The organism is Pseudomonas sp. AA-38 (assembly GCF_029457475.1).
Lineage (GTDB): Bacteria > Pseudomonadota > Gammaproteobacteria > Pseudomonadales > Pseudomonadaceae > Aquipseudomonas.
This window is the reverse complement of record NZ_CP120359.1, coordinates 3,539,247-3,564,187: the sequence shown is the minus strand read 5'-3', so window position 1 is coordinate 3,564,187 and position 24,941 is coordinate 3,539,247. Positions and strand designations below refer to the sequence as shown.

Sequence of the window (24,941 nt, the reverse complement as noted above, 5' to 3'; positions counted from 1 at the left end):
GATGGGGTTTCTCAGTGGCCAAGCATGATCGCGAATACATTCTCTTCTACAGCGGAAAACCTTATCTGGTCGGCATTACTGCGGCGCTGGTGAAAAATTCATTTCAGTATTCTTGTGTACAGTTTTTCGCATGATTGTTTCGTGGTTTGCGGGGCATGCTATTCTGCGCCCGGGTTCGCTGCGTTGCTGCCAACCCCTGACAGGCCCCAGGGGCCGGTGAACTCAATCAACGAGGTGATCATGGGACGTTTGACTACCCACGTACTGGATGCCGCTCATGGCTGCCCCGGAAGTGACATCGAGGTCGAGCTGTATCGTGTCGAAGGCACTCAACTGACGCTGATCAACCGGTTCAGAACCAATCACGATGGCCGTTGCGATGCGCCGGTGCTACAGGGCGACGGCTATCGCAACGGCGTCTATCAGCTACATTTCCATGCCGGGGACTATTACCGGGCGCGCGGTGTCGCATTACCCGAGCCGGCCTTCCTCGACGTGGTGGTGTTGCGCTTCGGTATCGACGCCGGGCAGGAGCACTACCACGTACCGCTGTTGCTTTCCCCTTACAGCTACTCCACCTATCGTGGTAGCTGAGCATCTCCTTTCTGCTCCTTGCCCGCACTGGTTGCGGGCTTTTTCATGTCTCTTTGCACTGTTTCTGGCCCAAGCGCCTCGCGATTCAGAGGAAGGCGAACTTGGCGATGAAGATGGCGCAGAGCACATACAAGCTCAATGACACCTTGTCGCGCTGGCCGGTCAGCAGCTTCAGCGTAGCGTAGGTGAGAAAGCCCAGAGCGATGCCATTGGCGATGGAGAAGGTCAGCGGCATCATCACCACGGTGACGATGGCGGGAATGGTGTCGGTGTGATCCTGCCAGTCGATGTGCGCCAGGCCGCTCATCATCAGCATGGCCACGTAGATCAGCGCGCCAGCCGTGGCATAGGCCGGAATCATGCCGGCCAGTGGGGCGAAGAACATCGCGGCGAGAAACAGCAGGCCCACGGTGACGGCGGTCAGGCCGGTGCGCCCGCCTGCGGCGACACCGGAGGCGCTCTCCACGTAACTGGTCACCGGCGGGCAACCGACCACGGCACCGACCACGCTGGAGGTGCTGTCGGCTTTCAGTGCCCGTGACAGGTTCTGAATCCTGCCGTCATCGTCCACCAGGTTGGCGCGATGGGCCACGCCCATCAGCGTGCCGGCCGTGTCGAACATGTTGACGAAGAGAAAGGCGAGGATGACGCTGACCATGGCCAGGTTGCAGGCCCCGGCGATATCCATGGCCATGAAGGTCGGTGCCAGGCTCGGCGGCATCGACACCAGTCCTTGGTAGTGCACCAGGCCGAGCGCCCAGCCGAGCGCGGTGACGCCGAGCATGCTCAGCAGGATGGCGCCGAACACCTGGCGATGGCTGAGCACAGCGATCAGCAGGAAGCACACTGCGGCCAGCAGCGTCGAAGGGTCGCTGAACGAGCCCATGGTCAGCAGGGTGGCTGGGCTGTCGACCACGATACCGGCGGTCTTCAGGCCGATCAGGCCGAGGAACAGGCCGACCCCCGCACCCATGGCGAAGCGCAGGCTCATGGGGATGCTGTTGAGTAACCATTCGCGGATTCTCGACAGGCTCATGATCATGAACAGCACGCCGGAGATGAATACCGCGCCCAGCGCCACCTGCCAGCTATAGCCCATCTCGCCGACCACCGTGTAGGTGAAGAAAGCATTGAGTCCCATGCCCGGCGCCAGGCCCACCGGCCAGTTGGCGTACAACCCCATGAGAAAGCAGCCCAGCGCGGCGCCGAGGCAGGTGGCGACGAAGGCCGCCCCGTGGTCGATGCCGGCGCCGGCCATGATGTTGGGGTTGACGAAGATGATGTAGGCCATGGTGACGAAGGTGGTCAGGCCGGCGAGCAATTCGGTCTTGATGCTGGTGCGATGCTCGCTGAGCTTGAAGAAACGATCGAGCAGGCCGCTCGGTGCCTGGCCCGTCACGTGCGCAGCCTGTCGTTCTTGTTCGATGCTTTCCACAGGAGGCTCCCATTGTTTTTCTTGTATGTGGCCGAGAGGCGGCGCTGGCCGATCTGCAAGGTTGGCTGCATGCGAAGCTGAGGCAGATTCTTGATCTTTCGGTCAGGAATTGCCTGGCTGCGATTATGGGGGGGTATACAAAAAATGCAATTCATGTTTTGCCGTGGCGCTTATCGCCCTCTGCTATGGGCGGACTCGTGGTGCTGCGATCTGCGCATGGCAGTGCTGGCGATGGCATCGGTGGTGCTTTCGTCCATGGAGGAGATGGACAGATGTTGGGGTTGTATGGCTTGTGTACAATCAGAACGACATTTTCCGGGAAAAGGCCTGTCACCCCTGCCTCTTTCCCGACAGAACGCAGTAGAGTCGCGCCATCGCGCCTCTCATTCATACGAGCCAGCATGAACGATCAATTGCAGCCCCTAAAGAAGCAGCCGCGTGCGAGCAAGGGCTCCCGCAGCGGGACTCAGGACGATATCGTCTATGTGCACATCTTCGATGCCATTCTTGAGCAGCGCCTGGCGCCCGGCACCAAGCTGAGCGAAGAGGCGTTGGGGGAGATCTTCGGCGTCAGCCGCACCATCATCCGCCGCGCGCTGTCGCGCCTGGCGCATGAAGGCGTGGTGCTGTTGCGGCCCAACCGTGGTGCGGTGGTGGCCAGCCCCAGCGTCGAGGAGGCGCGACAGACCTTTTATGCGCGGCGTCTGGTGGAGCGTGCCATTACCGAGCTGGCGGTCAAACATGCCAGCGCCGAGCAACTCAACGAGCTGCGGCAGATGGTCAAGGAGGAGCGCGACAGTTTCGCCCGTGGCGACCGTGGCGCGGGCATTCGCCTGTCCGGCGAGTTCCACCTCAAGCTGGCCGAGGCGGCGGGTAATGCACCGCTGGTGAGCTTCCAGCGCAGCCTGGTGTCACAGACCTCGCTGATCATCGCCCAGTACGAGAATGGCAACCGCTCGCACTGTTCCTACGACGAGCACAACGAGCTGATCGATGCCGTCGAGGCACGCGATGTCGACAAGGCCGTGGAGCTGATGATGCACCACATGGATCATATCGACAGCAAGCTCAATCTCGACGAGGACGGTGCTTCGGACGATCTGCACGCGGTGTTCTCGCACCTGCTGCAAGCCAAGAAGAAACCTGCCTGACGCCGAACGTTCCTGGTAGGCGAATTCATTCGCGATCATGGGCAGGCGCGGAGCCCAAACGCTATCGCGCCGCACGGGGAAATCAGCCTTAACACAGGACTGGCAAGTTTGTGTGCTGATGGGTGTTCTGGACGCCGCTTCGGTGTATTCAGAAACTCCTTGTTTCGCCCCCTCGGGCGACTCACTTTTCTTTGAACTGCGCAAAGAAAAGTAAGCAAAAGAAACGCACCCCCGCCATCCGGAACTAGGCGTCCCCGTCATGCTTCGCTCGACTTCCCTCACTCCGGTATCGCTCCGGGGGCGGCGTACATGGGCCATCCCTGGCCCATTTCGCGGGGCCGCCATCGGTATCTCGTGGCATCCATGCCACTCGCCCCCTGCGCAGTGCCTACGTTCGGCCTCCTGAAGGGGGCATTTGCGCGCCTGAACGAACTGGCATTTCAGGGGCTGCGCGGCGTGTTCTGGTAGCTGTGAAGTCGCGATGTGGCCGTCGGGTTAAACCAAAACTTTCATTCGCGAAGTTTCAGCTTGCCGGCTTTCAGCCGGCATTCCGGTCAGCCCTAAGGCTGACTTCATGTGCAACCACTCCGCACTACTTCTGGGTTACCTCGGGTTCAGGCGCGTGCAGAGCCCGCCCAGGAGGGCGAACGGAATCGTCGTGGAAGAGGTTGAGCGGCATGGATGCCGCGAAAGCCACGATGGGCCAGGGATGGCCCACCGTGGCGGGCCTCTGGAGCGGCGATGGAGTGAGCGAACCCTCGCGCAGCGAGGGCCGGATGACCGGGCGGAGGGTTTTGGTTACTTTTGCCCGTCAAAAGTGACTCGCCCGGGAGGGCGAAACCAGAAACATCAGCAAAAACGCGGCAATTCGGAACAAACACCAGAAAAACACAAACTTGCCACTCCGGTGCCAATACTGATTTCCCCGAGATTCCGCGAAGAACCAATAAATAGGGGGGGGCAGGGCGATCCGCCCGTCACCACGCCAGTGATGTCTGGCTCGTCTGCAACGCGCCTTCGAGTTCCAGCAGAAGCTGCTTGCGTGGCAGGCCGCCGGCATAGCCGGTAAGGCTGCCGTCACGGCCAATCACCCGATGGCAGGGCACGATGATCGAGATGGGGTTGGCCCCGTTGGCCGTACCCACCGCGCGCACCGCCTGGGGACGACCGATGCGCTTGGCCAGCTCTGAATAACTGCAGGTGCGCCCGTAGGGCACGGCCAGCAGCGCCTGCCAGACCTGCTGCTGGAACGCCGTGCCGCGCGGCGCCAGGCGCAGCTCGAAGTGGCGCCGCTGGCCGGCGAAGTACTGGTCGAGTTGCCGGCAGGCCTCATCCAGTTGCTGCCCGGCCGGCTGCCAGTGCGGTTCGATGCGCCAGGGGCGGCTATCCAGTTCCATCAGCAGCAGTTGCAGACCGTTGTCGTCGGCGGCTAGCAGCAAGGGGCCGAGCGGGCTGTCGTGAAAGCGGTAGTGCATGCCTCTAATCTCCTGCGTAGTTGTGCCACAGATGCGCCGCCGCATAGGCCCGCCAGGGGCGCCAGGCTTCGGCACGGGCGGTCAGGCGCCGCGCATCGATGCCCGCCGTGCCCCATACGGGGGCCTTGAGCAAACCCAGGTCGCTGGCGGGAAAGGCATCGGCCTCGCCAAAGGCGCGCAGGGCGATGTACTCGGCCGTCCACGGGCCGATGCCGGGCAGTCTGCACAGGCGCTCGATCAGACTCGCGCTGCCGTCGGTGAGGTCGAGCTGCAGGCTGCCGTCGGCGACCCGCGCGGCGAAGTGCTGCAGGCACTGCACGCGCTTGCCGGGCATGCCAATGCCGGTCAGATCGGCCTCGGCTAGCGCTTGTGGGCTCGGGAACAGATGGCTGATGGCCGGTGCTCCGGGCATCTGCAAAGGCGTACCGACGCGCTGCACCAGGCGCCCGACCAGGGTCACCGCCGCCTTGACCGTCACCTGCTGGCCGACGATGGCGCGCACCGCCTGCTCGAACGGGTCGAAGGCCACCGGCAAGCGCAGGCCCGGATTGCGTTGCACCAGGGGCGCGAGCAACGCGTCGCCGCTCAGGTGTTGGGCGATGGCCTGCGGCTCGGCATCCAGGTCGAACATGCGCCGCACCCGTTGTTCCAGATGATCCAGGTGGCGAGGCGAACCGAGGCTGCAGCGCAGCTCCAGAGCATTCTGACCTGGAAGTGGAGTGACCCTCAGCCAGCCGCTGCTGCCGTCGATGGCGAAGCCGCGGGCGTAGCTGTCCGGCGTCAGCGCTTCCAGGCCAGGAACCGCACGCAAGGCGAAATGCCGCTGAAATTGCTGCCATTGCCAGGGCGGCTGGTAGGGCAGCAGGAGAGTGAAATTAGCCATGCCTGCAAAATAGCCCCGGAGCCTGTCGTTGTCAGCGCGAAGATGACTTTCAAAGTTCAGCCGTCACCACGCTGGTAGCGCCCCGGTGTGGTGCCCTTCCAGCGCTTGAAGGCGTGGATGAAGTTCGACAGCTCGCCATAGCCCAGGCGTTCGGCGATCTCCTCCAGGCTCAGGCCGCCGGCCTCGAGCATGTCTTCGGCCAGGGCTTGGCGCACCTGATCCTGCAGGGCGCGAAAGCCGATGCCTTCTTCGTTCAGACGACGACGCAGGGTACGGCTGCTCATGTGCAGGTTGGCCGCGACCCGCTCCATGTCGTCGAGCTGCCCTGGCGTGCGTAGCAGCAACTGGCGCACCTGCCCGGTCAGGCCTTCGTCCCACTTGTGGCGGGCCAGTATCGCCTGGCACTGCTGTTCACAGGCTTGTACCAGAGCCGGGTTGGCAAAGGGCAGGGGCCTGTCGAGCAGGGTGGCAGGGAACATGAGCGAGTTGTCGTCGGCTGCGAATTGCACGGCGTGGCCGAACGCCTTGGCGAAGGTCTGGGGCATTCGTGCGGCTGGCTGGCGCATGCGCACCTGTAGCAATGGCAGCTTGTCGCCCAGTAATTCACGGATCACCACCAGGGCGCCGAGCATGTCCCGTTGCACAATGAACGGCAGCAGCGCCGTCGGCGTCTGGCTATCATCGAACAGCAGGCAGGCGTCCTGGCCCTGTTCGGCCAGGCTGATATGGGTGAAGGCAAAGGTCAGGCCCAGGTAGCGCAGGCCGAGCGCGGCAGCTTCGCGCACCGTGGCGCTGCTGAGCAGGGCGTAGCCCCAGGCGCCGTAGCTGATCAGGCGGTAGCGCTCGCCGGCCAGCAGGCCGAGGTGCTCGATGTCGGGCAGGCCCTGAACGAGATTGGCGATCAGCCTCAGCTCGCAGTCGGCGTCGATCTCACCCAGCAGCGTCGGCAAGCGCGCCGGGCTGATGCCCGTACCGGCCAGGCAGGTGGGCAGATCCAGGCCGAGGTCGAGGCCTAGCTGAATCAGCAGTTGCAAGCTGGTGACGCTGCGGCGTTTGGGCCAGGAGGCAGGCATGAGGTTGTCCGAAAAGCACAATCTGCTGGCCGACTATGCCATAACCCGGCGCTGTTTGGCTCAGTAGCATGGCAAGCGTCATCAATGGGTCGGGGAGACCACAATGCATAACAACCCCCGTACATGGCGAGTGCTGATCATTGGTAGCGGTTTTGCCGGATTGGGCCTGGCCATGCAGTTGCGCAAGCAGGGCGAGGAGGATTTCCTGCTCCTGGAAAAAGCTGCCGAGGTCGGTGGCACCTGGCGGGACAACAGCTACCCGGGCGCAGCCTGCGACGTGCCGTCCTACCTGTATTCCTTTTCTTTCGAGCCCAAGCCGGACTGGTCGCGCAAGTTCGCCCCGCAGGCGGAAATCCAGGCCTATATCCTGAGCTGCGTGGAGAAGTACGACCTGCGCCGGCACATCCGCCTGAACACCGAGGTGCGCGGTGCCGAGTTCGATGAGGTACGCGGCATCTGGCGAGTGGAACTGAGCGACGGTCAATGCCTGGAGACACAGGCGCTGGTCAGTGCCTGCGGCCAGCTCAATCGCCCGGCCTACCCGCAACTGCCGGGGCTGGAGAGTTTTTGCGGTGAGGCCTTTCACTCCGCACGCTGGCGGCACGACATCGACCTGAGCGGCAAGCGTGTGGCGGTGATCGGCACCGGCGCCTCGGCTATCCAGTTCGTCCCGCAGATCCAGCCCAGGGTGGCCAGGCTGAGCCTGTTTCAGCGCTCGGCGGCTTATGTTCTGCCCAAGCCCGACCGTGCCTACCGCGCCTGGGAGATCGCCCTGATGCGCCGCTTGCCACTTCTGCAGCGCGGTGTGCGCCTGTTGCAGTATCTGCATCACGAGGCGCGGGCCCTGGCTTTCGTGCACTGGCCCTGGCTGATGAGATTGCTGCGCGGCATCTTCACCCAGCATCTAGAGCGGCAGATGCCCGATGCCGACAAGCGCGCCCGCTTGCAGCCGGATTATCCCATGGGCTGCAAGCGCATCCTGATCAGCAACGATTACTTCCCGGCACTGGCGCAGGCCAATGTGGAGATCGTCGACTCACCGATTCTCGAAGTGCGTGAACATTCGTTGGTAACGGCCGATGGCCGTGAGCATCCCTGCGATGTGCTGATCTATGGCACGGGCTTCACCGCTAGCGATTTCCTCGCACCGATGCAGATTCGCGGGCTCGGCGGGCTGGAGCTGAACCAGGCCTGGAAGGACGGCGCCGAAGCCTTCAAGGGCATCAGCGTCAGTGGCTTCCCCAACCTGTTTTTGCTTTATGGTCCGAATACCAACCTGGGGCACAACTCCATTCTCTACATGCTGGAGAGCCAGTTCGCCTACGTTCTGGGTTGCCTGCAGGCGCTACGCGAGCAAGGGCTGCGCTACCTCGACCTGAAGGCCGCGCCCCAGCGCCGCTACAACGAGGCGTTGCAGACACAGACCCAGCGCACCATCTGGGCCCAGGGGTGCCAAAGCTGGTATCAGACGGCCGCTGGCAAGCACACCAACAACTGGCCGGGCTTCACCTTCACCTATCGCCAGCAGACCCGTGCCCCGGAGCTTGCCGACTATGACTGCATCCGCTGATTTCGTCGCGCCCGTGCCTGGGCAAAAAGCCCTGCGCCTCTTGCTGCGTGGGCTGTTGCGAGTGCTGTTTCGCGGGCTGATCCGACCGCCCATGCCGGTGGCCGCCCAGCGCCTGATCCTGCGCGCGCTGACAGCCGTCACCCTGGTGCCGCGCGGGGTGCTGCGCAGCCGCGAGACATTGGCCGGAGTGCCCTGCGAATGGCACCGACCACCCGGCCAGAATGAGCGGGTGCTGCTCTATCTGCATGGCGGCGCCTTCATGATCGGCGCGCCGAATACCCATCGCGGTATCTGCGCCAGCCTGGCCAAGCGCGGTGGCTTTGCGGTGTGTGCGCTGGATTATCGCCTGGCACCGGAGCATCCCTTTCCGGCCGCTCGGGATGATGTGCTGGCGGCCTATCGCGCCTTGCTGGAGCGCGGATATCACGCCGCGCAGATTGCCTTCGCCGGCGACTCAGCCGGTGGCAATCTGTGCCTGGTCGCTTGCCTGCAGGCCCAGCAACAGGGGCTGCCCGCACCTGCGGCGCTGCTGTGTCTGTCGCCCGTTGCTGACTTGTCCGGGGCAAGCCGACACGATCCTCCTGCCGGCGACCCGCTGCTGCATCCGCGCTGGCTGGAGCAGGCGGTCGAACTCTATCGGCCGGCCCATCTGTCTGAGCGTGACCCCTCGTTATCACCGTTGTATGCCGACCTGGCCGGGCTGCCGCCATTGTTGCTGCAGGTGGGCGAAGATGAGCTGTTGCGCAATGACAGCTTGCGCCTGGCCGAGCGGGTGCGAGCGACGGGCGGTGATGTGCGTCTGGAGCGTTATCCGCAGCTCTGGCATGTATTCCAGGCCCATGTCGGGCTGTTGCAGGCGGCGGATCAGGCCATAGGCCGAGTCGTCGACTTTCTACGCGTGCGGGGGTGGTGATGAACAATATTCTGATTACCGGAGCGGCGTCCGGCATCGGGGCGGCCACGGCGCGCCTGTTTCATGCGCGCGGCTGGCAGGTCGGGCTGCTCGATGTGGATGGCGTGGCCCTGGCGAGCCTGGCCGCTGAGCTCGGTGGTGCCTGGCATCGTGCCCTGGACGTTACCGATGTGGCAGCCGCCAGCGAGGCCATTGATGCGTTCTGTGCCCTGCAGCAAGGGCGCTTGCGCCTGCTGTTCAATTGCGCGGGCATCCTGCGTACCGGGGCTTTCGAGCAGATCGCGCTGCAAGAGCACCTGCGCCTGGTGCAGATCAACGTGCAGGGGCTGCTGACCTTCACCCATCTGGCCTTTCCCTATCTCAAGGCCACGGCCGATGCCCAGGTGCTCAACATGGGCTCGGCTTCCGGCCTGTACGGCGTGCCGCTGATGGCCAGCTACTCGGCCAGCAAGTTCGCCGTGCGCGGCCTGAGCGAAGCCCTGGAACTGGAGTGGCGGGCCCATGGCATCCGCGTGGGCGACCTCATGCCGCCATTCGTCGACACGCCGATGGTGGCTAGCCAAACCCAGCGTCCGCCGATCATTCGGCGCATGGGAGTGCGCCTGCTGGCCGAGCACATTGCCGAGGCCGCCTGGCAACAGGCGCAGGTCAACCGTGTGCATCGCCCGGTCGGCTTGCAGTTTCGCCTGCTGTATGGCCTCGGGCAGATCACCCCGGCCTTCATCACCCGAGCGTTGATGGCCTGGTTGAGCCGGCCTTGAGCCGCCTGTCGTGCCCTGTGCAAGTAAACGAGCGAAGTGTCACAAAAGCGTCTAGCCTGTAGGTGTTCGCCCCGTTCTTGGGCGGTCGTCGTTGCGCTTCGGAACACGTATCAAGCTAGCTTGATTCTCGGCGCGGCACCTTGGGTTGCCGTGCCACCGTTCGATAGAAACGGTTGCAATGGGAAAGCGGTTAATCCATCCATCGCAGGAGAGGAGGTCGTTTCATGAGCACAGCCTTGCATGACGATGCCAGCACCTCGGTGCTGCGCCGGATGAAGGAGGGCGGTTTCGACTTCGCCCAATTCCACCCCATCGAGTTCTACGCCATATTCCCCGATGAGGAGCGGGCCAGAATGGCGGCGAGCAACTTTCGTGGCGAATCGCTCAATGCCCAGATCACCCCCCGCGAGGACGGTATCTGGCATTTGCAGGTAAGCAAGGTGATGTACGCCACGCAGGCCGGTATCGGTGCCTTCGAGCAGAGCCTGGAGTCCATCGTCGTACCGCTTGGCGGCATGCTCGATGGCTGGGGCGTCACCCAGGAAGTCCGCCCGACCAAGGCCGACCTACAGGCAGTAGCCAGCTAGCGATATGGCGTGGATCGGCTCTGCCGGTTCACGCCGCCTCGACTTGCCGTCTGGCATCGCGCACACTGCGCGCCATGTCAGACGTGCTCATCCTTACCCATATCGATTACTGCTCGCCCGCGCACCTGGCCGACGTGCTGCGCGCGCGGGGCATCGCCCATGACGTGCTGCGCGTCGACCTGGGCGAGCTGCAAGGCTACGACCTGCAGCGCCCCAAGGCCGTGGCAGTGATGGGCGGGCCGATGAGCGTCAACGATGCGTTGCCCTGGATTGCCGAGGAAGTGGCGGCGCTGCAGTGCCTGATCGCCCGTGACGTCCCCATCATCGGGCACTGCCTGGGTGGTCAGTTGCTTGCCCGGGCGCTGGGCGCGGCGGTTACGCGCATGCCCTACACCGAGTCGGGTTGGCAGGCCATGCAGCGCTTGCCTGGCGCCGGGCGAAGCCCCTGGCTGATGCATCTGCCGGAGCGCTTCGAGATCTTCCAATGGCATGGCGACACCTTCGCGCTTCCGCCAGGGGCCCAGCCGCTGCTGGCCAGCCACTGGTGCGCCAATCAGGCCTTCGCCTGGGGCGACAAGGTGCTGGCGCTGCAGGGCCACCCGGAGATGACCGAGGCGCTGATCGAGCAGTGGCTCGATGACTGGTCGCATCTGCTCGACCCGAGCCAGCCCAGCCAGCAGGCACCTGCCGTGATGCGCGAGCAAATCACGCAGAAAGTGAAGGCGCTGAACCAGGTGGCCGACGGCTTCTATACCCATTGGTTAAGGCTGGCCGGGCTTTAGTTAGCAGGCTGGACTTGTCGCGATCCGGTAACAAGATGTTATAAAGTAGCGCTTGCGCGGTGCGGGTGGTTCTCATCCGGTCGCCTTACTGCCTCCGCAATTCCGGCTTTGAACTCGCATGGACAGACGAAAATTTCTCCAATTGCTGGTCGCTGGCGTTGCCCTGCCAGCTTCCTTCAGCGCTCAGGCTGCCCAGTCGGTGCGCCGCGTTCGCCTCTCCCAGCAAGGCGGCAAGAGCATTCTCACGCTGGAGCTCAGTGGACCGGTCAAGGCCAACAGCTTCAGCCTGGACGCGCCGCCACGCCTGGTGATCGATTTGCACAATGCCAGGCTGGCTGCCTCGCTCGACGGCCTGTCGCTCGCCGGTACGCCGATCAATGCCATCCGTAGCGGGCTGACGCCGTCGGGTGATCTGCGCATCGTGCTGGATCTGGTCTCGGCCGAACTGCTGGCCAGCATGCCCCCCATGCAGCAGGTCGGACACGACCTGCGCCTGCAGTTGCCCGTGTCGTCAGCACTGGCCTCGGTCGCCGCCGCTGTGCCGCCTGTGCCGGGGCGGCCGAGCAATCGTGACCTGCTGATCGTGATCGACGCCGGCCATGGCGGCAAGGATCCTGGCGCCGTGGGCGCCAAGGGTGAGAAGGAAAAGATCGTCGCCCTGCAGATCGCCACCTTGCTGGCGCGACATATCGATAGGCAGAAGGGCTACAAGGCGCGCCTGACGCGCAGCAGCGACGTGTTCATCCCGCTGCGCAAGCGGGCTGAGCTGGCCCAGCGCCTGAATGCCGACCTGTTCGTCTCGGTGCATGCCGATGCCGCGCCGCGGCGCTCGGCATCCGGCGCTTCGGTGTTCGCCCTGTCCGAGCGTGGCGCCACCTCATCGATGGCGCGCTGGATCGCGCAGCGCGAGAACGAGGCCGATTTCATCGGTGGCGGTTTGCCGGCAGCGATGCAGCAGAGCGACCCAATGCTTGCCGGCGTACTGCTGGACATGTCGATGACGGCCACCATTTCCACCAGCCTGGATCTTGGCCATCAGGTGCTGCAGCACCTGGGCGCGGTGGCAGGCGTGCATCAGTCGCGGGTCGAGCAGGCCGGTTTCGCCGTGCTCAAGTCCGCTGCCGTGCCCTCGATCCTGGTGGAGACCGGTTTCATCTCCAATGCCGGTGACTGCAAGCGTCTGCACGAGGGCCGTCATCAGCGCAAGGTGGCCGAAGCCATCTTCGCCGGTGTCGAGGGCTACTTCCGCGAGCGTCCGCCAGCCGGCAGCCTGATCGCGGCCATGGTAGCCCGGCAGCAGGCCTGACGCTTCAGGGGTGGTTCGGGATCAGCGCCAGCAGATCGGTTACGCCCATGTCCACGCCTGCCTGCATGAGCAGCGTGGTGGCCTGGCCGCGATGGTGGGTCTGGTGGTTGAACAGGTGCATCAGCAGGGCGAAGAAGTTCTTGCGCGCCTCCGCGCCCTGAGTGTTGCGATAGCTCAGCGGCTGATCCAGATGCTCCTCGCGAATCTCCTGGGCCAGGGCTTCCAGGCAGGCATCCAGGCGCGTGCGTAAGTCGGCCAGTTCACGGATATCCGCAGCCAGCGGCTGGTTCAGCCGGCTGGGCCGGGGCAGGCTGTCGAGCGCTTGCAGGGCGGCGAATCCCGCCGGGTGTCCGGTGTAGCGGCCGAGCCAGATCAGGTCGGCCACTGCCAGGTGGTTGAGCGTACCCAGGATCGAACCGAAGAAGGCCCCCCGCTCGACGCTGATCTCGCTATCGGGCAGCGTCTGCGCCGCCTCGTACAGCCGAGCGTTCATCCAGGTGTTATAGGCGACCATCTGGCGCAGGTGTTCGAGGCGTTGCATGACGGCTTGCTCTCTGTGGAGGGATCATCAGCATGCCGCGCTTGCCTGGGGGCCGACAGATACAGTTAGGCGCTTATTCTGCGCACGGCTGCGACCAAACCGCGAACTCGTTGCCGCCCGGTTCGATGAAGTGGAAGCGCCGGCCGCCAGGGAAGGAAAAGATCGGCTTGACGATCTGCCCGCCGGCGGCCTCGACCTTGGCCAGGGTTGCCTGCAGATCGTCGCTGTAGAAAACGATCAGTGCGCTGCCGTTTTCCGTACGCGCGGCAACGTCGGCGCTGAAGAAGCCGCCATCCAGGCCTTCGCCATTGAAGGCAGTGTAGTCCGGGCCATAGTCGCTGAAGCGCCAGCCGAAGGCTGCTGCAAAGAAAGCCTTGGTGGCGGGCAGGTCGCGGCTGGGGTATTCGACGTAGTCGATCTTTTCGTGAGTGGGCATGCCGGGCTCCCTGGCGGATAGGGGGAGGGTCAGGCTACTGCCGGGATGCGGCCGGTGCAATGAGCGCCGACAGCGGAAACGAAAAAGGCCACTCGATCGAGTGGCCTTTTTCTGAAGGTGGTTGCGGGAGCAGGATTTGAACCTACGACCTTCGGGTTATGAGCCCGACGAGCTACCAGACTGCTCCATCCCGCGCCGGCAATTCTACGCTTGCTTAAAGCCTTGTCAATCGATTTCTTGCTTTTGATCGAAAAAACTAATTTTCGCCCAAACAAAAAGACCACTCGATCGAGTGGTCTTTTCATGAAGCTGGTTGCGGGAGCAGGATTTGAACCTACGACCTTCGGGTTATGAGCCCGACGAGCTACCAGACTGCTCCATCCCGCGTCTGTGGGGCGGCATTCTACAGTCAGCGGCGCATCTGTCAACCGTCGATTGCGATAAAAGTGTTTTCAAGTCAGATGCTTAGCCTCAAACACCTGTTAGACTTCAGTGCTCCAGGCCAGGCCGGGCAAGGCTTTCGAGGGTGTCGTGCGCAAGATTATTCACATTGACTGCGACTGCTTTTACGCCGCAATCGAGATGCGCGATGACCCGAGCCTGGCCAACCGACCGCTGGCGGTGGGAGGCTCGGCCGAGCGGCGCGGGGTGATCGCCACCTGCAACTACGAGGCGCGTGCCTATGGCGTGCGCTCGGCGATGTCGTCGCGGCATGCGCTGAAGCTGTGCCCGGACCTGCTGATCGTCAAACCGCGTTTCGAGGTGTACCGCGCGGTTTCGCGGGAGATTCACGGCATCTTTCGTCAGTTCACCGACCTGATCGAGCCGCTGTCACTGGACGAGGCCTATCTCGACGTCAGCGAATCGCCGCATTTCGCCGGTAGCGCCACGCGTATCGCTCAGGAGATTCGCCGACGTGTGGCCCAGGAGCTGCGCATCACGGTGTCCGCTGGGGTGGCGCCGAACAAGTTCCTGGCCAAGATCGCCAGTGACTGGCGCAAGCCCGATGGCCTGTTCGTGATCACTCCGGATCAGGTGGAGGATTTCGTCGCGGCCTTGCCGGTTAGCAAGCTGCATGGGGTGGGCAAGGTCACCGCGCAGAAGCTGGCGCGCCTGGGCATACGCACCTGCCTGGATCTGCGTGACTGGAACAAGCTGACCCTGGTGCGTGAGTTCGGCAGTTTCGGCGAGCGCCTGTGGAGCCTGGCACGGGGGCTGGATGAGCGCTCGGTGAAGGTGGACAGCCGCCGTCAGTCGCTGAGTGTCGAGCACACCTACGAGCAGGATCTGCCGGATCTGCAAAGCTGTCTGGACAAGTTGCCAGCGTTGCTGGAGGAGATGAACGAGCGTCTGCAGCGGCTGGATGCCAGCTACCGGCCGGACAAACCCTTTGTCAAGGTCAAGTTCCACGATTTCACCCAGACCACCCTGGAGCAGGCCGGCGCCAGCCGTGACCTGGACAGCTATCGGCAGTTGCTCAGCCTGGCCCATGCCCGCGGCGACAAGCCGGTGCGCCTGCTCGGCGTCGGCGTGCGTCTGCATGATCTGCGTGGGCGGCAGGAGCAACTGGAGTTGTTCGGTTAGCAGAGGCAGTGGGGCATCAAAGGCGTAGGCGCGAATTTATGGCTTATCGCATTTTTAGGGCAGTGCTGGTTTGATATCGGACTGGCAAGCTTGTGTGTTGGCTTGTCGGTTGTTCTTGGTCTGTTCCGAATTGCCGCGTTTTTGTTGATGTTTTTGGTTTCGCCCTCCCGGGCGAGTCACTTTTGACGGGCAAAAGTAACCAAAACCCTCCGCCCGGTCATCCGGCCCTCGCTGCGCGAGGGTCCGCTCACTCCATCGCCGCTCCAGAGGCCCGCCGCGGTGGGCCATCCCTGGCCCATCGCGGCTTTCGCGACATCCATGTCGCTCAACCTCTTCCACGGCGATTCTGTTCGCCCTCCTGGGCGGGCTCTGCACGCGCCTGAACCCTAGGTAACCCAGAATTAGCGTGGAGTGCTTGAACATGGGTCAGCCTTAGGGCTGACCGGGATGCCGGCTGCAAGCCGGCAAGCTGAAACTACACGAATGAAAGTATTGGTTTAACTCGACGACCCAATCGCGACTTCATCGCTACTAGAACACGCCGAGCAACCTATGGATTGCCCGTTCGTTCAGGCGCGTAAATGCCCCCTTCAGGAGGCCGAACGTAGGCATTGCGCAGGGGGCGAGTGGCATGGATGCCACGAGAGGCGTAATGGGCCAGGGATGGCCCATGTACGCCGACCCCGGAGCGGTGCCGGAGTGAGGGGAGTCGAGCGAAGCGAGACCCGGATGGCGGGGGTGCGTTTCTTTTGCTTACTTTTCTTTGCGCAGCTCAAAGAAAAGTGAGTCGCCCGAGGGGGCGAAACAAGAAGCTTCCGAAAACACCGAAGCGGCGTCCAGAACACCAAACCATGACAAACAAGACCATACACAAACTTGCCAGTCCGGTGTTAAGGCTGATTTCCCCGTGCGGCGCGCTAGCGTTTGGCTCCGCGCCTGCCCATGAGAATGCCTGCAGGGGATCAGCAGGGGGCAATCCATTGCGGATTGCCCCCCCAGGTTTCAACGTACCTTGCCGCGACCGAGCTTGAGCTCTTCCTTGGCGAAGTTGTCGACGTCGATCACCCGTCGACGTGCCGCTTCGGCAGCTTGCAGGCGTTGGCCCTGTTCGCCGTCGAGGAGGCCGGCGGCTACCGCCGCTTCGATGGCATCCTGGCCCGGTGCCGGTTGCAGGCTGCTGTCCTTGAGCGCCTGGTGCAGGCGTTTGCGTGCATCCTGGCTGGCCTGTACCAGGTTGATGGCATGCTGCAGCGCGCCCACGGGATCCTGCTCATCCTGCGGGCGGTAGCAGCCTTCGAGCACCGATTCCAGCGCCGGGTCGCCGGCCGGGCGGCCGATGATCTCGGCCACTTCGGCGTCCAGGGCGTCGCTGGGGCCGCGATGGCGACGGCCCAGCGGGAATACCAGCACCTTGAGCAGGCAACCGAACAGGCGGTTGGGGAAGTTGCTGAGCAACTCGGCCAGAGCGTTTTCGGCTTGGTGGAGGTTTTCCTCCATGGCCCAGCGCAGCAGCGGACGAACGGCTTCCGGATAGTCCAGGTCGTGGTAGCGCTTGAGCGCGGCCGAGCCCAGGTAGAGGTGGCTGAGCACGTCGCCAAGGCGCGCGGAGAGGCGCTCGCGGCGCTTCAGGTCGCCGCCGAGCAGCATCATGCTGCTGTCGGCGCACAGGGCGAAGGCCGCCGCCAGGCGGTTGAGGGCACGGTAGTAGGGCTGGCTGAGGTCGTCGCCAGGCACGGCACCCAGGCGACCCAGGGTCAACCCGAGGAGGAAGCTGCTGGCGGCATTGCCGACGGCGAAGCCGATATGGCCCATCAGCAACTCGTCGAACTCGGCCAGGGCCTGATCCTTGTCGTCACGGTCGGCCAGGGCCATTTCCTTGAGCACGTACGGATGGCAGCGGATCGCGCCCTGGCCGAAGATCATCAGGTTGCGCGAGAGGATGTTGGCGCCTTCGACGGTGATGAAGATGGGCGCGCCCTGCCAGGAGCGGGCCAGGTAGTTGTTCGGGCCCATGATGATGCCCTTGCCGGCGTGCACGTCCATGGCGTGGCTGATGCATTCGCGACCACGCTCGGTGAGGTGGTACTTGAGAATCGCCGACAGCACCGAGGGTTTCTCGCCCAGGTCGACGGCGTTGGCGGTGAGGATGCGCGCGCTATCCATCAGCCAGGCGTTGCCGCCGATGCGCGCCATGGCTTCCTGAATGCCCTCGAAGGCGGCCAGCGGCACGTTGAACTGTTCGCGCAACTGGGCGTACTGGCCGGTGGTGAGGCTGGTGAACTTGGCGGCGCCGGTACCGACGGCGGGCAGCGAGATGGAGCGGCCCACCGACAGGCAGTTCATCAGCATCATCCAGCCCTTGCCCAGGTACTCCTGGCCACCGATCAGGTAGTCGAGGGGGATGAACACGTCCTTGCCCCAGTTCGGCCCGTTCATGAAGGCGGCGCCCAGTGGCAGATGGCGGCGGCCGATTTCCACCCCGGGGGTATCGGTGGGAATCAGCGCCAGGCTGATGCCCAGCTCTTCCTTGTCGCCCAGCAGATGGTCGGGGTCATAGGCCTTGAAGGCCAGGCCGAGCAGGGTGGCCACCGGGCCCAGGGTGATGTAGCGCTTTTCCCAGTTCAGGCGCAGGCCGATGACTTCCTCGCCGTTCCACTGGCCCTTGCAGATGATGCCGTTGTCCGGCATGGCACCGGCGTCGGAGCCGGCCAGCGGGCCGGTGAGGCCGAAGCAGGGAATGTCTTCACCGCTGGCCAGGCGCGGCAGGTAATGCTGGCGCTGTTCATCGGTGCCGTAGTGCAGCAGCAGCTCGGCCGGGCCGAGGGAGTTGGGCACCATCACGGTGGAGGCCAGGTCACCGCAGCGGGTGGCCAGTTTCATCGCCACCTGCGAGTGGGCATAGGCGGAGAAGCCCTTGCCGCCGTATTCCTTGGGGATGATCAAGGCGAAGAAGCCGTGCTGCTTGATGTGCTCCCAGGCCTTTTCCGGCAGGTCCATCTGCTGGCCTACCTGCCAGTCGCTGACCATGGCGCAGAGCTCTTCGGTGGGGCCGTCGAGGAAGGCCTGTTCTTCTTCGGTGAGTCTGGCCTTGGGGTAGGCCAGCAGCTTGTCCCAGTCCGGCTTGCCGCTGAACAGCTCGCCATCCCACCACACCGTGCCGGCTTCGATGGCATCGCGCTCGGTGGCCGACATGGGCGGCAGCACGCGCTGAAACCATTTGAACAGGGGGCCGGTGAACCACTGCCGACGCAGATCGCCGAGCAGGATGAAGGCGGCAACGACACCGGTGACGATCCATAGCAGCAGTTGCAACCAGCCAGGCACCGGGCTGAACAGGGCCATGGCCAGCAGGTAGGCTGCCGTGATGCCGAGGGCGGGGCGGGCCGCGGTACGGCTATGGGCCAGGTAGGCGACTCCGATCAGTAGAACCAGCAACCAGATGACGGGCATGTGCATTTCTCCATGATGCGTGCGGGTGACGTCTTCGAGCATAGTCGTGAATGACGTCGGTAAGTCCAGGATGCAAGCGTTTGGGCTCAATGCAGTGACCGCCGTGTCTGGGGCGAGTTCGCCCCAACCTTTTGCCGGGTGTATCGACGCAGTCGATAATCAAGATCGGTGCACCGGTCTTTTCTCCTGCTGCTTGGATGGTTAGGGTGCATGCCAACACACGCGGGATGACATAAGCGGTTGCAAACGGACGCGCCTGCCCTCATCTATCACCATCACACCTTCGTGCGGGAAACCCTTTCTTCATGAGCTCCGCCCTGACCATTCGCCAGTTGACCAAGACCTACGGCAACGGCTTCCAGGCTTTGCATGGCATCGATCTGGACGTCGCCGAAGGTGACTTCTTTGCCTTGCTCGGCCCCAACGGCGCCGGCAAGTCCACCACCATCGGCATTCTCTCCACGCTGGTGAACAAGAGCAGCGGTACGGTGGAGGTATTCGGCCATGACCTCGACCGCGAGCCCTACGCACTCAAGCGTTGCCTGGGTGTGGTGCCGCAGGAGTTCAACTTCAACCAGTTCGAGAAGGTGTTCGACATCGTCGTCACTCAGGCTGGCTACTATGGCATTCCGCGTTCGATCGCCAAGGAACGTGCCGAGCAGTACCTGACCCAGCTCGGCCTGTGGGACAAGCGCGACGTGGCCTCGCGCGAGCTGTCCGGCGGCATGAAGCGGCGTCTGATGATCGCCCGCGCCCTGGTGCATCAGCCGCGCCTGCTGATCCTTGACGAACCCACCGCCGGGGTGGACATCGAGCTGCGCCGTTCGATGTGGGGCTTTCTCACCGAGCTGAACCGGCAGGGCATCACCATCATCCTCACCACGCACTACCTGGAGGAGGCCGAGCAGCTCTGCCGCAATATCGGCATCATCGACCACGGTCGCATCGTCGAGCTGAGCAGCATGAAGGATCTGCTGAAGAAGCTGCACGTCGAGACTTTCCTGCTCGATCTCAAGGATTCCTACAGCGAGGCGCCGAACCTGGTCGGTTATCCGGTGCGCCTGGTGGATCATCACACCCTGGAGGTGCAGGTGGAGAAGAGCCAGGGCCTTAATGCGCTGTTCCAGCAACTGGCGCAGCAGCAGGTGCAGGTGCTCAGCCTGCGCAACAAGACCAATCGCCTGGAGGAGCTGTTCGTCTCTCTGGTGGAAAAGAACCTGGCCAAGGTGGCGCAATGAATACCCAGTACCTCAATAGCGAATTCGCCGCCAACCTGGTGGCCCTGCGTACCATCGTCCATCGCGAGGTGCGGCGCTTCGTGCGCATCTGGCCACAGACCCTGCTGCCGCCGGCGATCACCATGGTGCTGTACTTCGTCATCTTCGGTAACCTGATCGGCCGGCAGATCGGCGACATGGGAGGCTTCAGCTACATGGAGTACATCGTGCCGGGGCTGATCATGATGTCGGTGATCACCAACAGCTACGGCAACGTGGTGTCGAGCTTCTTCGGCAGCAAATTCCAGCGCAACGTCGAGGAACTGCTGGTGTCACCGGTGTCGCCGCACACCATCCTCATCGGCTTCGTCATCGGCGGCGTGCTGCGCGGCCTGGCGGTAGGGGTGATCGTCACCTGCCTGTCGCTGTTCTTCACCCATCTGCAGGTGCATCACCTGGGCGTGACGGTGCTGGTGGTGCTGCTGACCGCGACCATCTTTTCCCTTGGCGGTTTCGTCAACGCGGTGTTCGCGCGCAACTTCGATGACATTTCGATCATCCCCACCTTCGTCCTGACGCCGCTGACCTACCTGGGCGGGGTGTTCTATTCCATCACCCTGTTGCCGCCGTTCTGGCAGGCGGTGTCGCTGGGCAACCCCATCCTGCACATGGTCAACGCCTTCCGCTACGGCATTCTCGGCGTGTCCGACATTCGCATCGGCGTGGCCATCGGCTTTATGCTGCTGGCCACCGTGGTGCTCTATACCCTGTGCATCCGCCTGCTGGTCAGCGGCCGGGGCATGCGCCAGTGACGTTTGCCGCTCATGTTGCTGCGGATGTATCCGCGATTTCGCGGCGCAACCGGGCTTGAACGTTCATGCGTAGCCGGATGAAATCCGGGGGATGGCTGCTGTGCTCCCCGGATTTCATCCGGGCTACGGTTGAATGCTCGCGGCTAAAGCCGCTCCTGCAATATGCGGCGGTAAGCGAAAAAACATAGCGAAATAACTTGCACGGCTGGCAGTGGCGCGGCAGCCGGTTAGACTCCGCCTCTACCGAGAAAAAGGGGCTGATCATGACCGTGCTGTTACGTGCTCTTCCATGGTTGTTGCTGGGGTTTTTCGTTTTACCAGCGAGTGCAGCCGAAGGGCCGATGGTCGAGGTCGTCCCCGTGCGGCAAATGGAGGTGCGCGACGAGCTGGTGACCTTCGGTTCGTTGCGCTCCGACGAGTCGGTGATGATCCGGCCGGAAGTGGAGGGGCGCCTGGCCACCCTGCATTTTCGCGAGGGTCAGGCGGTCAGTGCGGGTGATCTGCTGGTCAGTCTCGATGATGCCATCACCCGCGCCGAGTTCGCCCAGGCCCGCGCCAACCTCGATCTCGCCGAGAAGAATCACCAGCGCACACAGATGCTGTTCCAGCGCGGTGCCAGCAACGCCCAGGCGCTGGATGAGGCGCAGAGTCAGCTACAGGCCGCCCGTGCCAGCCTGGCCCTGGCCCAGGCGCGCCTGGACAAGACCCAGATCAAGGCCCCGCACGACGGTGTGCTCGGCCTGCGCCAGGCCAGCGTCGGCGACTACCTCAGTGCTGGGCAGAACATCGTCAATCTGGAAGTGCTCGACCCGCTCAAGGTGGACTTTCGCATCCCGCAGAAGGCCGTGGCTCAGGTGCGCCTTGGCCAGGCCGTGGAAATCACCCTCGACACCTACCCGGATGAGCGTTTTCGCGGCGAGATCTATGCCCTCAATCCGCGCCTGGACGAAGCCGGACGCAGCCAGGCGATCCGTGCCCATATCGACAATGCCGATCGGCGCCTGCGCCCCGGTCAGTTCGTGCGGGTGTCGGTCATCCTCGAGGAGCGCCCGAACGCTCTGGTGATCCCCGAGGAGGCGGTGATGCCGCAGGGCGACAAGCTGCTGGTCAATCTGCTGGTCGATGGCAAGGTCGAGCGGCGCCAGGTGCTGCTGGGCAAGCGCTTCGACGGCCTGGCGGAAGTGCGCGAAGGCCTGCAGGGCAACGAAACCGTGATCAGCGCTGGTTGGCAGCGCGTGCGTGAGGGGCTGGCCGTGCGCAGCAAGAGCGGAGAGCGCCAGCCGTGACCCTGTCGGACATCTGCATCCGCCGCCCGGTGTTCGCCACCGTTCTGTCGTTGATCGTGGTGCTGCTGGGGCTGATGGCCTACGACCGCCTCAACGTGCGTGAGTACCCCAATATCGACGTGCCCATCGTCACCGTGCAGGTCACCTATCCCGGCGCCAGCCCGGAGATCATGGAGTCGCAGGTAGCGCAGCCGGTGGAGGATGTACTCTCCGGCATCGAGGGGTTGGACTTCGTCACCTCCATCAGCCGCGCGGAGAACACTCAGATTACCGCGCAATTTCGTCTCGGCCGCAGCGCCGACGAGGCGGCCAACGACGTGCGCGATCGCCTGGGGCGGGTGCGCAGCCTGCTGCCGGACGAGGTGGACGAACCCATCGTGCAGAAGGTCGAGGCCGACGCCCAGCCGGTTATCTGGATCGCCTTCCACAGCCAGCAGCACAGTGCCATGGAGATCACCGATGTTCTGGAGCGGGTGATCAAGGATCGTCTGCAGACCATTCCCGGCGTATCCGAGGTGCAGGTGCGCGGCGCGCGCACCTTTTCCATGCGCATCTGGCTGGATCCGGAAAAGCTCGCTGCGCACAACCTCACCGTGCAGGACGTGGAGGATGCCCTGCGTCGGCAGAACGTGGAGATCCCGGCCGGGCGCATCGAGTCGCGCGAGCGTGAGTTCAGCGTGCTCTCGGAAACCGATCTGCGCACCCCGGAGCAGTTCAACGAGTTGATCCTGGATGACTCGCAAGGTTATCTGCTGCGCCTGTCCGATGTCGGCCGCGCCGAGATCGGCCCGCGTGACGAGCGTAGCGTAGTACGCTTCAACGGCCTGCCGGCGGTGACCCTGGGTCTGGTCAAGCAGGCCACGGCCAACCCGCTGGATATTTCCGACGGTCTGGCTGCCGCCTGGGATGACGTGCAGAAGCTGTTGCCCGACGGCATGCAGATGACCGTGGCCAACGACAACTCGCAGTTTATCCGCGAATCCATCGACAACGTTTTCACCACCATCTGGGAAGCGGTGGCGCTGGTCATCCTGATCATCTTCATCTTCCTGCGTTCGTTGCGCGCCACGCTGATTCCGCTGGTGACCATCCCGGTGTCGCTGATCGGCGCCTTCGCCCTGATGTCGCTGATGGGCTTTTCCATCAACACCCTGACCTTGCTGGCCATGGTGCTGGCCATCGGCCTGGTGGTGGACGATGCCATCGTCATGCTGGAGAACATCCACCGCCATATCGAGGCGGGGATGAAGCCCATGCAGGCAGCCTTCACCGGCAGCCGTGAGATCGCCTTCGCGGTGATCGCCATGACCCTGACCCTGGCTGCGGTGTTCGCCCCCATCGGCTTCATGCAGGGCACCACCGGCAAGCTGTTCACCGAATTCGCCTGGACCCTGGCCGGTTCGGTATTGGTGTCCGGCTTCGTTGCCCTGACCCTGACGCCGATGATGTGCGCGTTGCTGCTCAAATCGCACCAGCACGAGCCGCGTCATGGCCGCGTGTACAACCTGATCGAAGGTTTTCTCGATGGCCTGACCTATGGCTACAAGGGCAGCCTGCAGCGCGCCCTGCAGGCCTGGCCATTGGTGTTCGGTATATTGCTTGGCGCCTTCGTGCTCTGCGCCTGGCTGTTCGGCGGCCTGCGTTCGGAGCTGGCGCCGACCGAGGACACCGGCACTATCGTGGGTGTGTTCAACGGCCCGGACGGCGCCACCATCGACTACACCGCGCGCTATGCCCGCGAGGTGGAGGCGGCCTACGCCAGCATCCCGGAGACCAACCGCTATCTGGTGGTGGCGGGCTTCCCCACCGTGGCCCAGGGCATTTCCTTCATGAAGCTGGAGGACTGGGGGGAGCGTGCGCGCAATCAGTTCGAGATTCGCAACGAACTGCTACCCAAGCTGCAGGACATCGCCGGCATGCGTGTCACGCCGGTCAACCGTCCGCCGCTGGGGCAGAGCGCGCGCAACCAGCCGATCAACTTCGTCGTCCGTTCCTCCATGGAGTACGCCGAATTGCAGGGGTACGTCGACCAGCTCATGGAGCGCATGCGCGGCTACCCCGGGGTGGAGGGGCTGGACAGCGACCTCAAGCTCAATGCGCCGCAGTTGCAGATCGTGGTCAATCGCGAGCAGGCCGCAGCCGTGGGCACCGACGTTTCGGTGATCGGTCGCAGCCTGGAGAGCCTGTTCGGCAGCCGCCAGGTCACCCGTTTCAAGCAGAATGGTGAGCAGTACGACGTGCTGGTGCAGTTGCAGGAGCTCGACCGCAGCAACCCGCAAGACCTGAACCGCGTCTACGTACGTGATCGGGAAGGGGGCATGGTGCAGCTCTCCAACCTGATCGAAGTGCGCGAGACGGTGGCGCCACGCGAGCTCAACCACTTCAACCAGTTGCGTGCCGTGACCATCAGCGCCAACGTCGGTGCCGGCTACACCCTGGGCGAGGCGTTGACTCATCTGGAGTCGGTGGCGCGCGAGGTATTCCCGCCCGAGACGCAATATGACTACACCGGCACCTCGCGTGACTTCAAGGAATCCAGCTCGGGCATCCTGCTGATCTTCGCCCTGGCGCTGGCCTTCATCTTCCTGGTACTGGCGGCGCAGTTCGAGAGCTTCAGCGACCCGCTGATCATCCTCTTCAGCGTGCCTCTGTCGATGGCTGGCGCCTTGCTGGCGCTGAAGCTGTTCGGCGGCACCTGGAACATCTACTCGCAGATCGGCCTGGTGACCCTGATCGGCCTGATCACCAAGCACGGCATCCTGATCGTCGAGTTCGCCAATCAGCTACTGCGCGAAGGCAAGGCGCTGCGCGAGGCGCTGGTCGAAGCGTCGGTGCAGCGCCTGCGACCGATCCTGATGACCACCGGCGCCATGGTGCTGGGTTCGCTGCCGCTGGCCATCGCCACGGGAGCAGGCGCGGAAAGCCGCCAGCAGATCGGCCTGGTGATCGTCGGCGGCTTGCTGGTCGGCACCTTCTTTACCCTCTACGTGATTCCGACGCTGTACCTGCTGCTGCGCCGCTGGGCGCCGCTGCGTACGGTGGAGGTGTAAAGCCGTAGCCCGGATGCAATCCGGGATGCCGGGTG

20 protein-coding genes and 2 tRNA genes are annotated in these 24,941 nt (G+C 63.7%); 13 read left to right on the top strand and 9 right to left on the bottom strand.

Annotation, left to right across the window (positions count from 1 at the left end):
* Positions 1–240: 240 nt before the first annotated feature.
* Positions 241–594 carry a hydroxyisourate hydrolase gene (uraH, locus tag PVE35_RS16445; RefSeq protein ID WP_277372401.1) on the top strand — a complete coding sequence of 118 codons (354 nt, stop codon included), beginning with the start codon at positions 241–243 and terminating at the stop codon, positions 592–594.
* An 85-nt stretch (positions 595–679) separates the two neighbouring features.
* Here uraH and PVE35_RS16440 read toward each other — a convergent pair whose 3' ends face one another.
* Entirely contained in the window at positions 680–2,029 is a 1,350-nt protein-coding gene (locus PVE35_RS16440) for an NCS2 family permease (protein WP_268178173.1), read from the bottom strand.
* A gap of 401 nt (positions 2,030–2,430) precedes the next feature.
* Between PVE35_RS16440 and PVE35_RS16435 the strand changes: the two genes are divergently transcribed.
* Positions 2,431–3,180 carry a GntR family transcriptional regulator gene (locus PVE35_RS16435; protein WP_277372400.1) on the top strand — a complete coding sequence of 250 codons (750 nt, stop codon included), beginning with the start codon at positions 2,431–2,433 and terminating at the stop codon, positions 3,178–3,180.
* Between the two features lie 977 nt (positions 3,181–4,157).
* Here the strand turns inward: PVE35_RS16435 and PVE35_RS16430 are convergent.
* From PVE35_RS16430 to PVE35_RS16420, 3 genes are read right to left on the bottom strand one after another with little or no spacing between them, the layout of a single operon-like run.
* Positions 4,158–4,655 (bottom strand): methylated-DNA--[protein]-cysteine S-methyltransferase, encoded by a 498-nt coding sequence (locus PVE35_RS16430; protein WP_277372399.1) that lies wholly within the window; start codon positions 4,653–4,655, stop codon positions 4,158–4,160.
* 4 nt (positions 4,656–4,659) lie between these two features.
* Complete coding sequence (locus PVE35_RS16425; RefSeq protein ID WP_277372398.1) at positions 4,660–5,538, bottom strand: DNA-3-methyladenine glycosylase; 879 nt, start codon at positions 5,536–5,538, stop codon at positions 4,660–4,662.
* A gap of 56 nt (positions 5,539–5,594) precedes the next feature.
* Complete coding sequence (locus tag PVE35_RS16420) at positions 5,595–6,611, bottom strand: AraC family transcriptional regulator (RefSeq protein WP_277372397.1); 1,017 nt, start codon at positions 6,609–6,611, stop codon at positions 5,595–5,597.
* Positions 6,612–6,714: 103 nt separating this feature from the next.
* Here PVE35_RS16420 and PVE35_RS16415 point away from each other — a divergent pair, with 103 nt between their 5' ends.
* The 6 genes from PVE35_RS16415 to PVE35_RS16390 all read left to right on the top strand — a co-directional run bounded on the left by PVE35_RS16415 (position 6,715) and on the right by PVE35_RS16390 (position 12,530).
* A complete protein-coding gene (locus tag PVE35_RS16415) occupies positions 6,715–8,181 on the top strand; it encodes an NAD(P)/FAD-dependent oxidoreductase (RefSeq protein ID WP_277372396.1) in 1,467 nt (488 codons plus the stop codon).
* Positions 8,165–9,094 carry an alpha/beta hydrolase gene (locus tag PVE35_RS16410; protein WP_277372395.1) on the top strand — a complete coding sequence of 310 codons (930 nt, stop codon included), beginning with the start codon at positions 8,165–8,167 and terminating at the stop codon, positions 9,092–9,094. The genes PVE35_RS16415 and PVE35_RS16410 overlap by 17 nt, the downstream gene beginning before the upstream one ends.
* Positions 9,094–9,855: an SDR family oxidoreductase gene (locus tag PVE35_RS16405; RefSeq protein WP_277372394.1), complete on the top strand. Its 762-nt coding sequence runs from the start codon at positions 9,094–9,096 to the stop codon at positions 9,853–9,855. Before PVE35_RS16410 ends, PVE35_RS16405 begins: the two co-directional genes overlap by 1 nt.
* A 224-nt stretch (positions 9,856–10,079) precedes the next feature.
* Entirely contained in the window at positions 10,080–10,442 is a 363-nt protein-coding gene (locus tag PVE35_RS16400; RefSeq protein WP_268178165.1) for a ribonuclease E inhibitor RraB, read from the top strand.
* A gap of 74 nt (positions 10,443–10,516) precedes the next feature.
* Positions 10,517–11,224: a type 1 glutamine amidotransferase gene (locus PVE35_RS16395; RefSeq protein ID WP_277372393.1), complete on the top strand. Its 708-nt coding sequence runs from the start codon at positions 10,517–10,519 to the stop codon at positions 11,222–11,224.
* Between the two features lie 118 nt (positions 11,225–11,342).
* Positions 11,343–12,530, top strand: a complete 1,188-nt coding sequence (locus PVE35_RS16390; protein ID WP_268178163.1) for an N-acetylmuramoyl-L-alanine amidase — start codon at positions 11,343–11,345, stop codon at positions 12,528–12,530.
* Positions 12,531–12,534: 4 nt separating this feature from the next.
* On the opposite strand, the gene PVE35_RS16385 is transcribed toward PVE35_RS16390, so the two are convergent.
* From PVE35_RS16385 to PVE35_RS16370, 4 genes are all read right to left on the bottom strand, one after another.
* Positions 12,535–13,071: a DinB family protein gene (locus PVE35_RS16385; RefSeq protein WP_277372392.1), complete on the bottom strand. Its 537-nt coding sequence runs from the start codon at positions 13,069–13,071 to the stop codon at positions 12,535–12,537.
* Between the two features lie 73 nt (positions 13,072–13,144).
* Positions 13,145–13,507, bottom strand: coding sequence for a VOC family protein (locus tag PVE35_RS16380; RefSeq protein ID WP_277372391.1), 363 nt, complete (start codon positions 13,505–13,507; stop codon positions 13,145–13,147).
* A 118-nt stretch (positions 13,508–13,625) separates the two neighbouring features.
* Positions 13,626–13,702, bottom strand: a tRNA-Met gene (locus PVE35_RS16375).
* Between the two features lie 115 nt (positions 13,703–13,817).
* Positions 13,818–13,894, bottom strand: a tRNA-Met gene (locus tag PVE35_RS16370).
* 144 nt (positions 13,895–14,038) lie between these two features.
* On the opposite strand from PVE35_RS16370, the gene dinB reads away from it, so the two are divergent.
* Positions 14,039–15,091, top strand: coding sequence for a DNA polymerase IV (dinB, locus tag PVE35_RS16365; protein WP_268178160.1), 1,053 nt, complete (start codon positions 14,039–14,041; stop codon positions 15,089–15,091).
* 1,002 nt (positions 15,092–16,093) lie between these two features.
* Here dinB and PVE35_RS16360 read toward each other — a convergent pair.
* Positions 16,094–18,541: an acyl-CoA dehydrogenase gene (locus tag PVE35_RS16360; protein ID WP_277372390.1), complete on the bottom strand. Its 2,448-nt coding sequence runs from the start codon at positions 18,539–18,541 to the stop codon at positions 16,094–16,096.
* A 305-nt stretch (positions 18,542–18,846) separates the two neighbouring features.
* Here PVE35_RS16360 and PVE35_RS16355 point away from each other — a divergent pair, with 305 nt between their 5' ends.
* The 4 genes from PVE35_RS16355 (at position 18,847) to PVE35_RS16340 (ending at position 24,906) form a co-directional block, all read left to right on the top strand.
* The gene (locus PVE35_RS16355) at positions 18,847–19,779 is read left to right on the top strand and encodes an ABC transporter ATP-binding protein (RefSeq protein WP_268178158.1); all 933 of its coding nucleotides are present in this window, start codon (positions 18,847–18,849) and stop codon (positions 19,777–19,779) included.
* Positions 19,776–20,570 (top strand): ABC transporter permease, encoded by a 795-nt coding sequence (locus tag PVE35_RS16350; protein WP_268178157.1) that lies wholly within the window; start codon positions 19,776–19,778, stop codon positions 20,568–20,570. Before PVE35_RS16355 ends, PVE35_RS16350 begins: the two co-directional genes overlap by 4 nt.
* Before the next feature lie 263 nt (positions 20,571–20,833).
* Positions 20,834–21,856, top strand: a complete 1,023-nt coding sequence (locus PVE35_RS16345; protein ID WP_330221390.1) for an efflux RND transporter periplasmic adaptor subunit — start codon at positions 20,834–20,836, stop codon at positions 21,854–21,856.
* Positions 21,853–24,906, top strand: coding sequence for an efflux RND transporter permease subunit (locus PVE35_RS16340; RefSeq protein WP_268178154.1), 3,054 nt, complete (start codon positions 21,853–21,855; stop codon positions 24,904–24,906). Before PVE35_RS16345 ends, PVE35_RS16340 begins: the two co-directional genes overlap by 4 nt.
* The last annotated feature ends 35 nt before the right edge of the window (positions 24,907–24,941 follow it).

Bases quoted from the DNA above. Each gene is read 5' to 3' on its own strand.
- uraH (WP_277372401.1), top strand. From the start codon at position 241: ATGGGACGTTTGACTACCCACGTACTGGATGCCGCTCATGGCTGCCCC.
- PVE35_RS16435 (WP_277372400.1), top strand. From the start codon at position 2,431: ATGAACGATCAATTGCAGCCCCTAAAGAAGCAGCCGCGTGCGAGCAAG.
- PVE35_RS16430 (WP_277372399.1), bottom strand. From the start codon at position 4,655: ATGCACTACCGCTTTCACGACAGCCCGCTCGGCCCCTTGCTGCTAGCC.
- PVE35_RS16425 (WP_277372398.1), bottom strand. From the start codon at position 5,538: ATGGCTAATTTCACTCTCCTGCTGCCCTACCAGCCGCCCTGGCAATGG.
- PVE35_RS16420 (WP_277372397.1), bottom strand. From the start codon at position 6,611: ATGCCTGCCTCCTGGCCCAAACGCCGCAGCGTCACCAGCTTGCAACTG.
- PVE35_RS16415 (WP_277372396.1), top strand. From the start codon at position 6,715: ATGCATAACAACCCCCGTACATGGCGAGTGCTGATCATTGGTAGCGGT.
- PVE35_RS16410 (WP_277372395.1), top strand. From the start codon at position 8,165: ATGACTGCATCCGCTGATTTCGTCGCGCCCGTGCCTGGGCAAAAAGCC.
- PVE35_RS16405 (WP_277372394.1), top strand. From the start codon at position 9,094: ATGAACAATATTCTGATTACCGGAGCGGCGTCCGGCATCGGGGCGGCC.
- PVE35_RS16400 (WP_268178165.1), top strand. From the start codon at position 10,080: ATGAGCACAGCCTTGCATGACGATGCCAGCACCTCGGTGCTGCGCCGG.
- PVE35_RS16395 (WP_277372393.1), top strand. From the start codon at position 10,517: ATGTCAGACGTGCTCATCCTTACCCATATCGATTACTGCTCGCCCGCG.
- PVE35_RS16390 (WP_268178163.1), top strand. From the start codon at position 11,343: ATGGACAGACGAAAATTTCTCCAATTGCTGGTCGCTGGCGTTGCCCTG.
- PVE35_RS16385 (WP_277372392.1), bottom strand. From the start codon at position 13,071: ATGCAACGCCTCGAACACCTGCGCCAGATGGTCGCCTATAACACCTGG.
- PVE35_RS16380 (WP_277372391.1), bottom strand. From the start codon at position 13,507: ATGCCCACTCACGAAAAGATCGACTACGTCGAATACCCCAGCCGCGAC.
- PVE35_RS16360 (WP_277372390.1), bottom strand. From the start codon at position 18,541: ATGCCCGTCATCTGGTTGCTGGTTCTACTGATCGGAGTCGCCTACCTG.
- PVE35_RS16355 (WP_268178158.1), top strand. From the start codon at position 18,847: ATGAGCTCCGCCCTGACCATTCGCCAGTTGACCAAGACCTACGGCAAC.
- PVE35_RS16350 (WP_268178157.1), top strand. From the start codon at position 19,776: ATGAATACCCAGTACCTCAATAGCGAATTCGCCGCCAACCTGGTGGCC.
- PVE35_RS16345 (WP_330221390.1), top strand. From the start codon at position 20,834: ATGACCGTGCTGTTACGTGCTCTTCCATGGTTGTTGCTGGGGTTTTTC.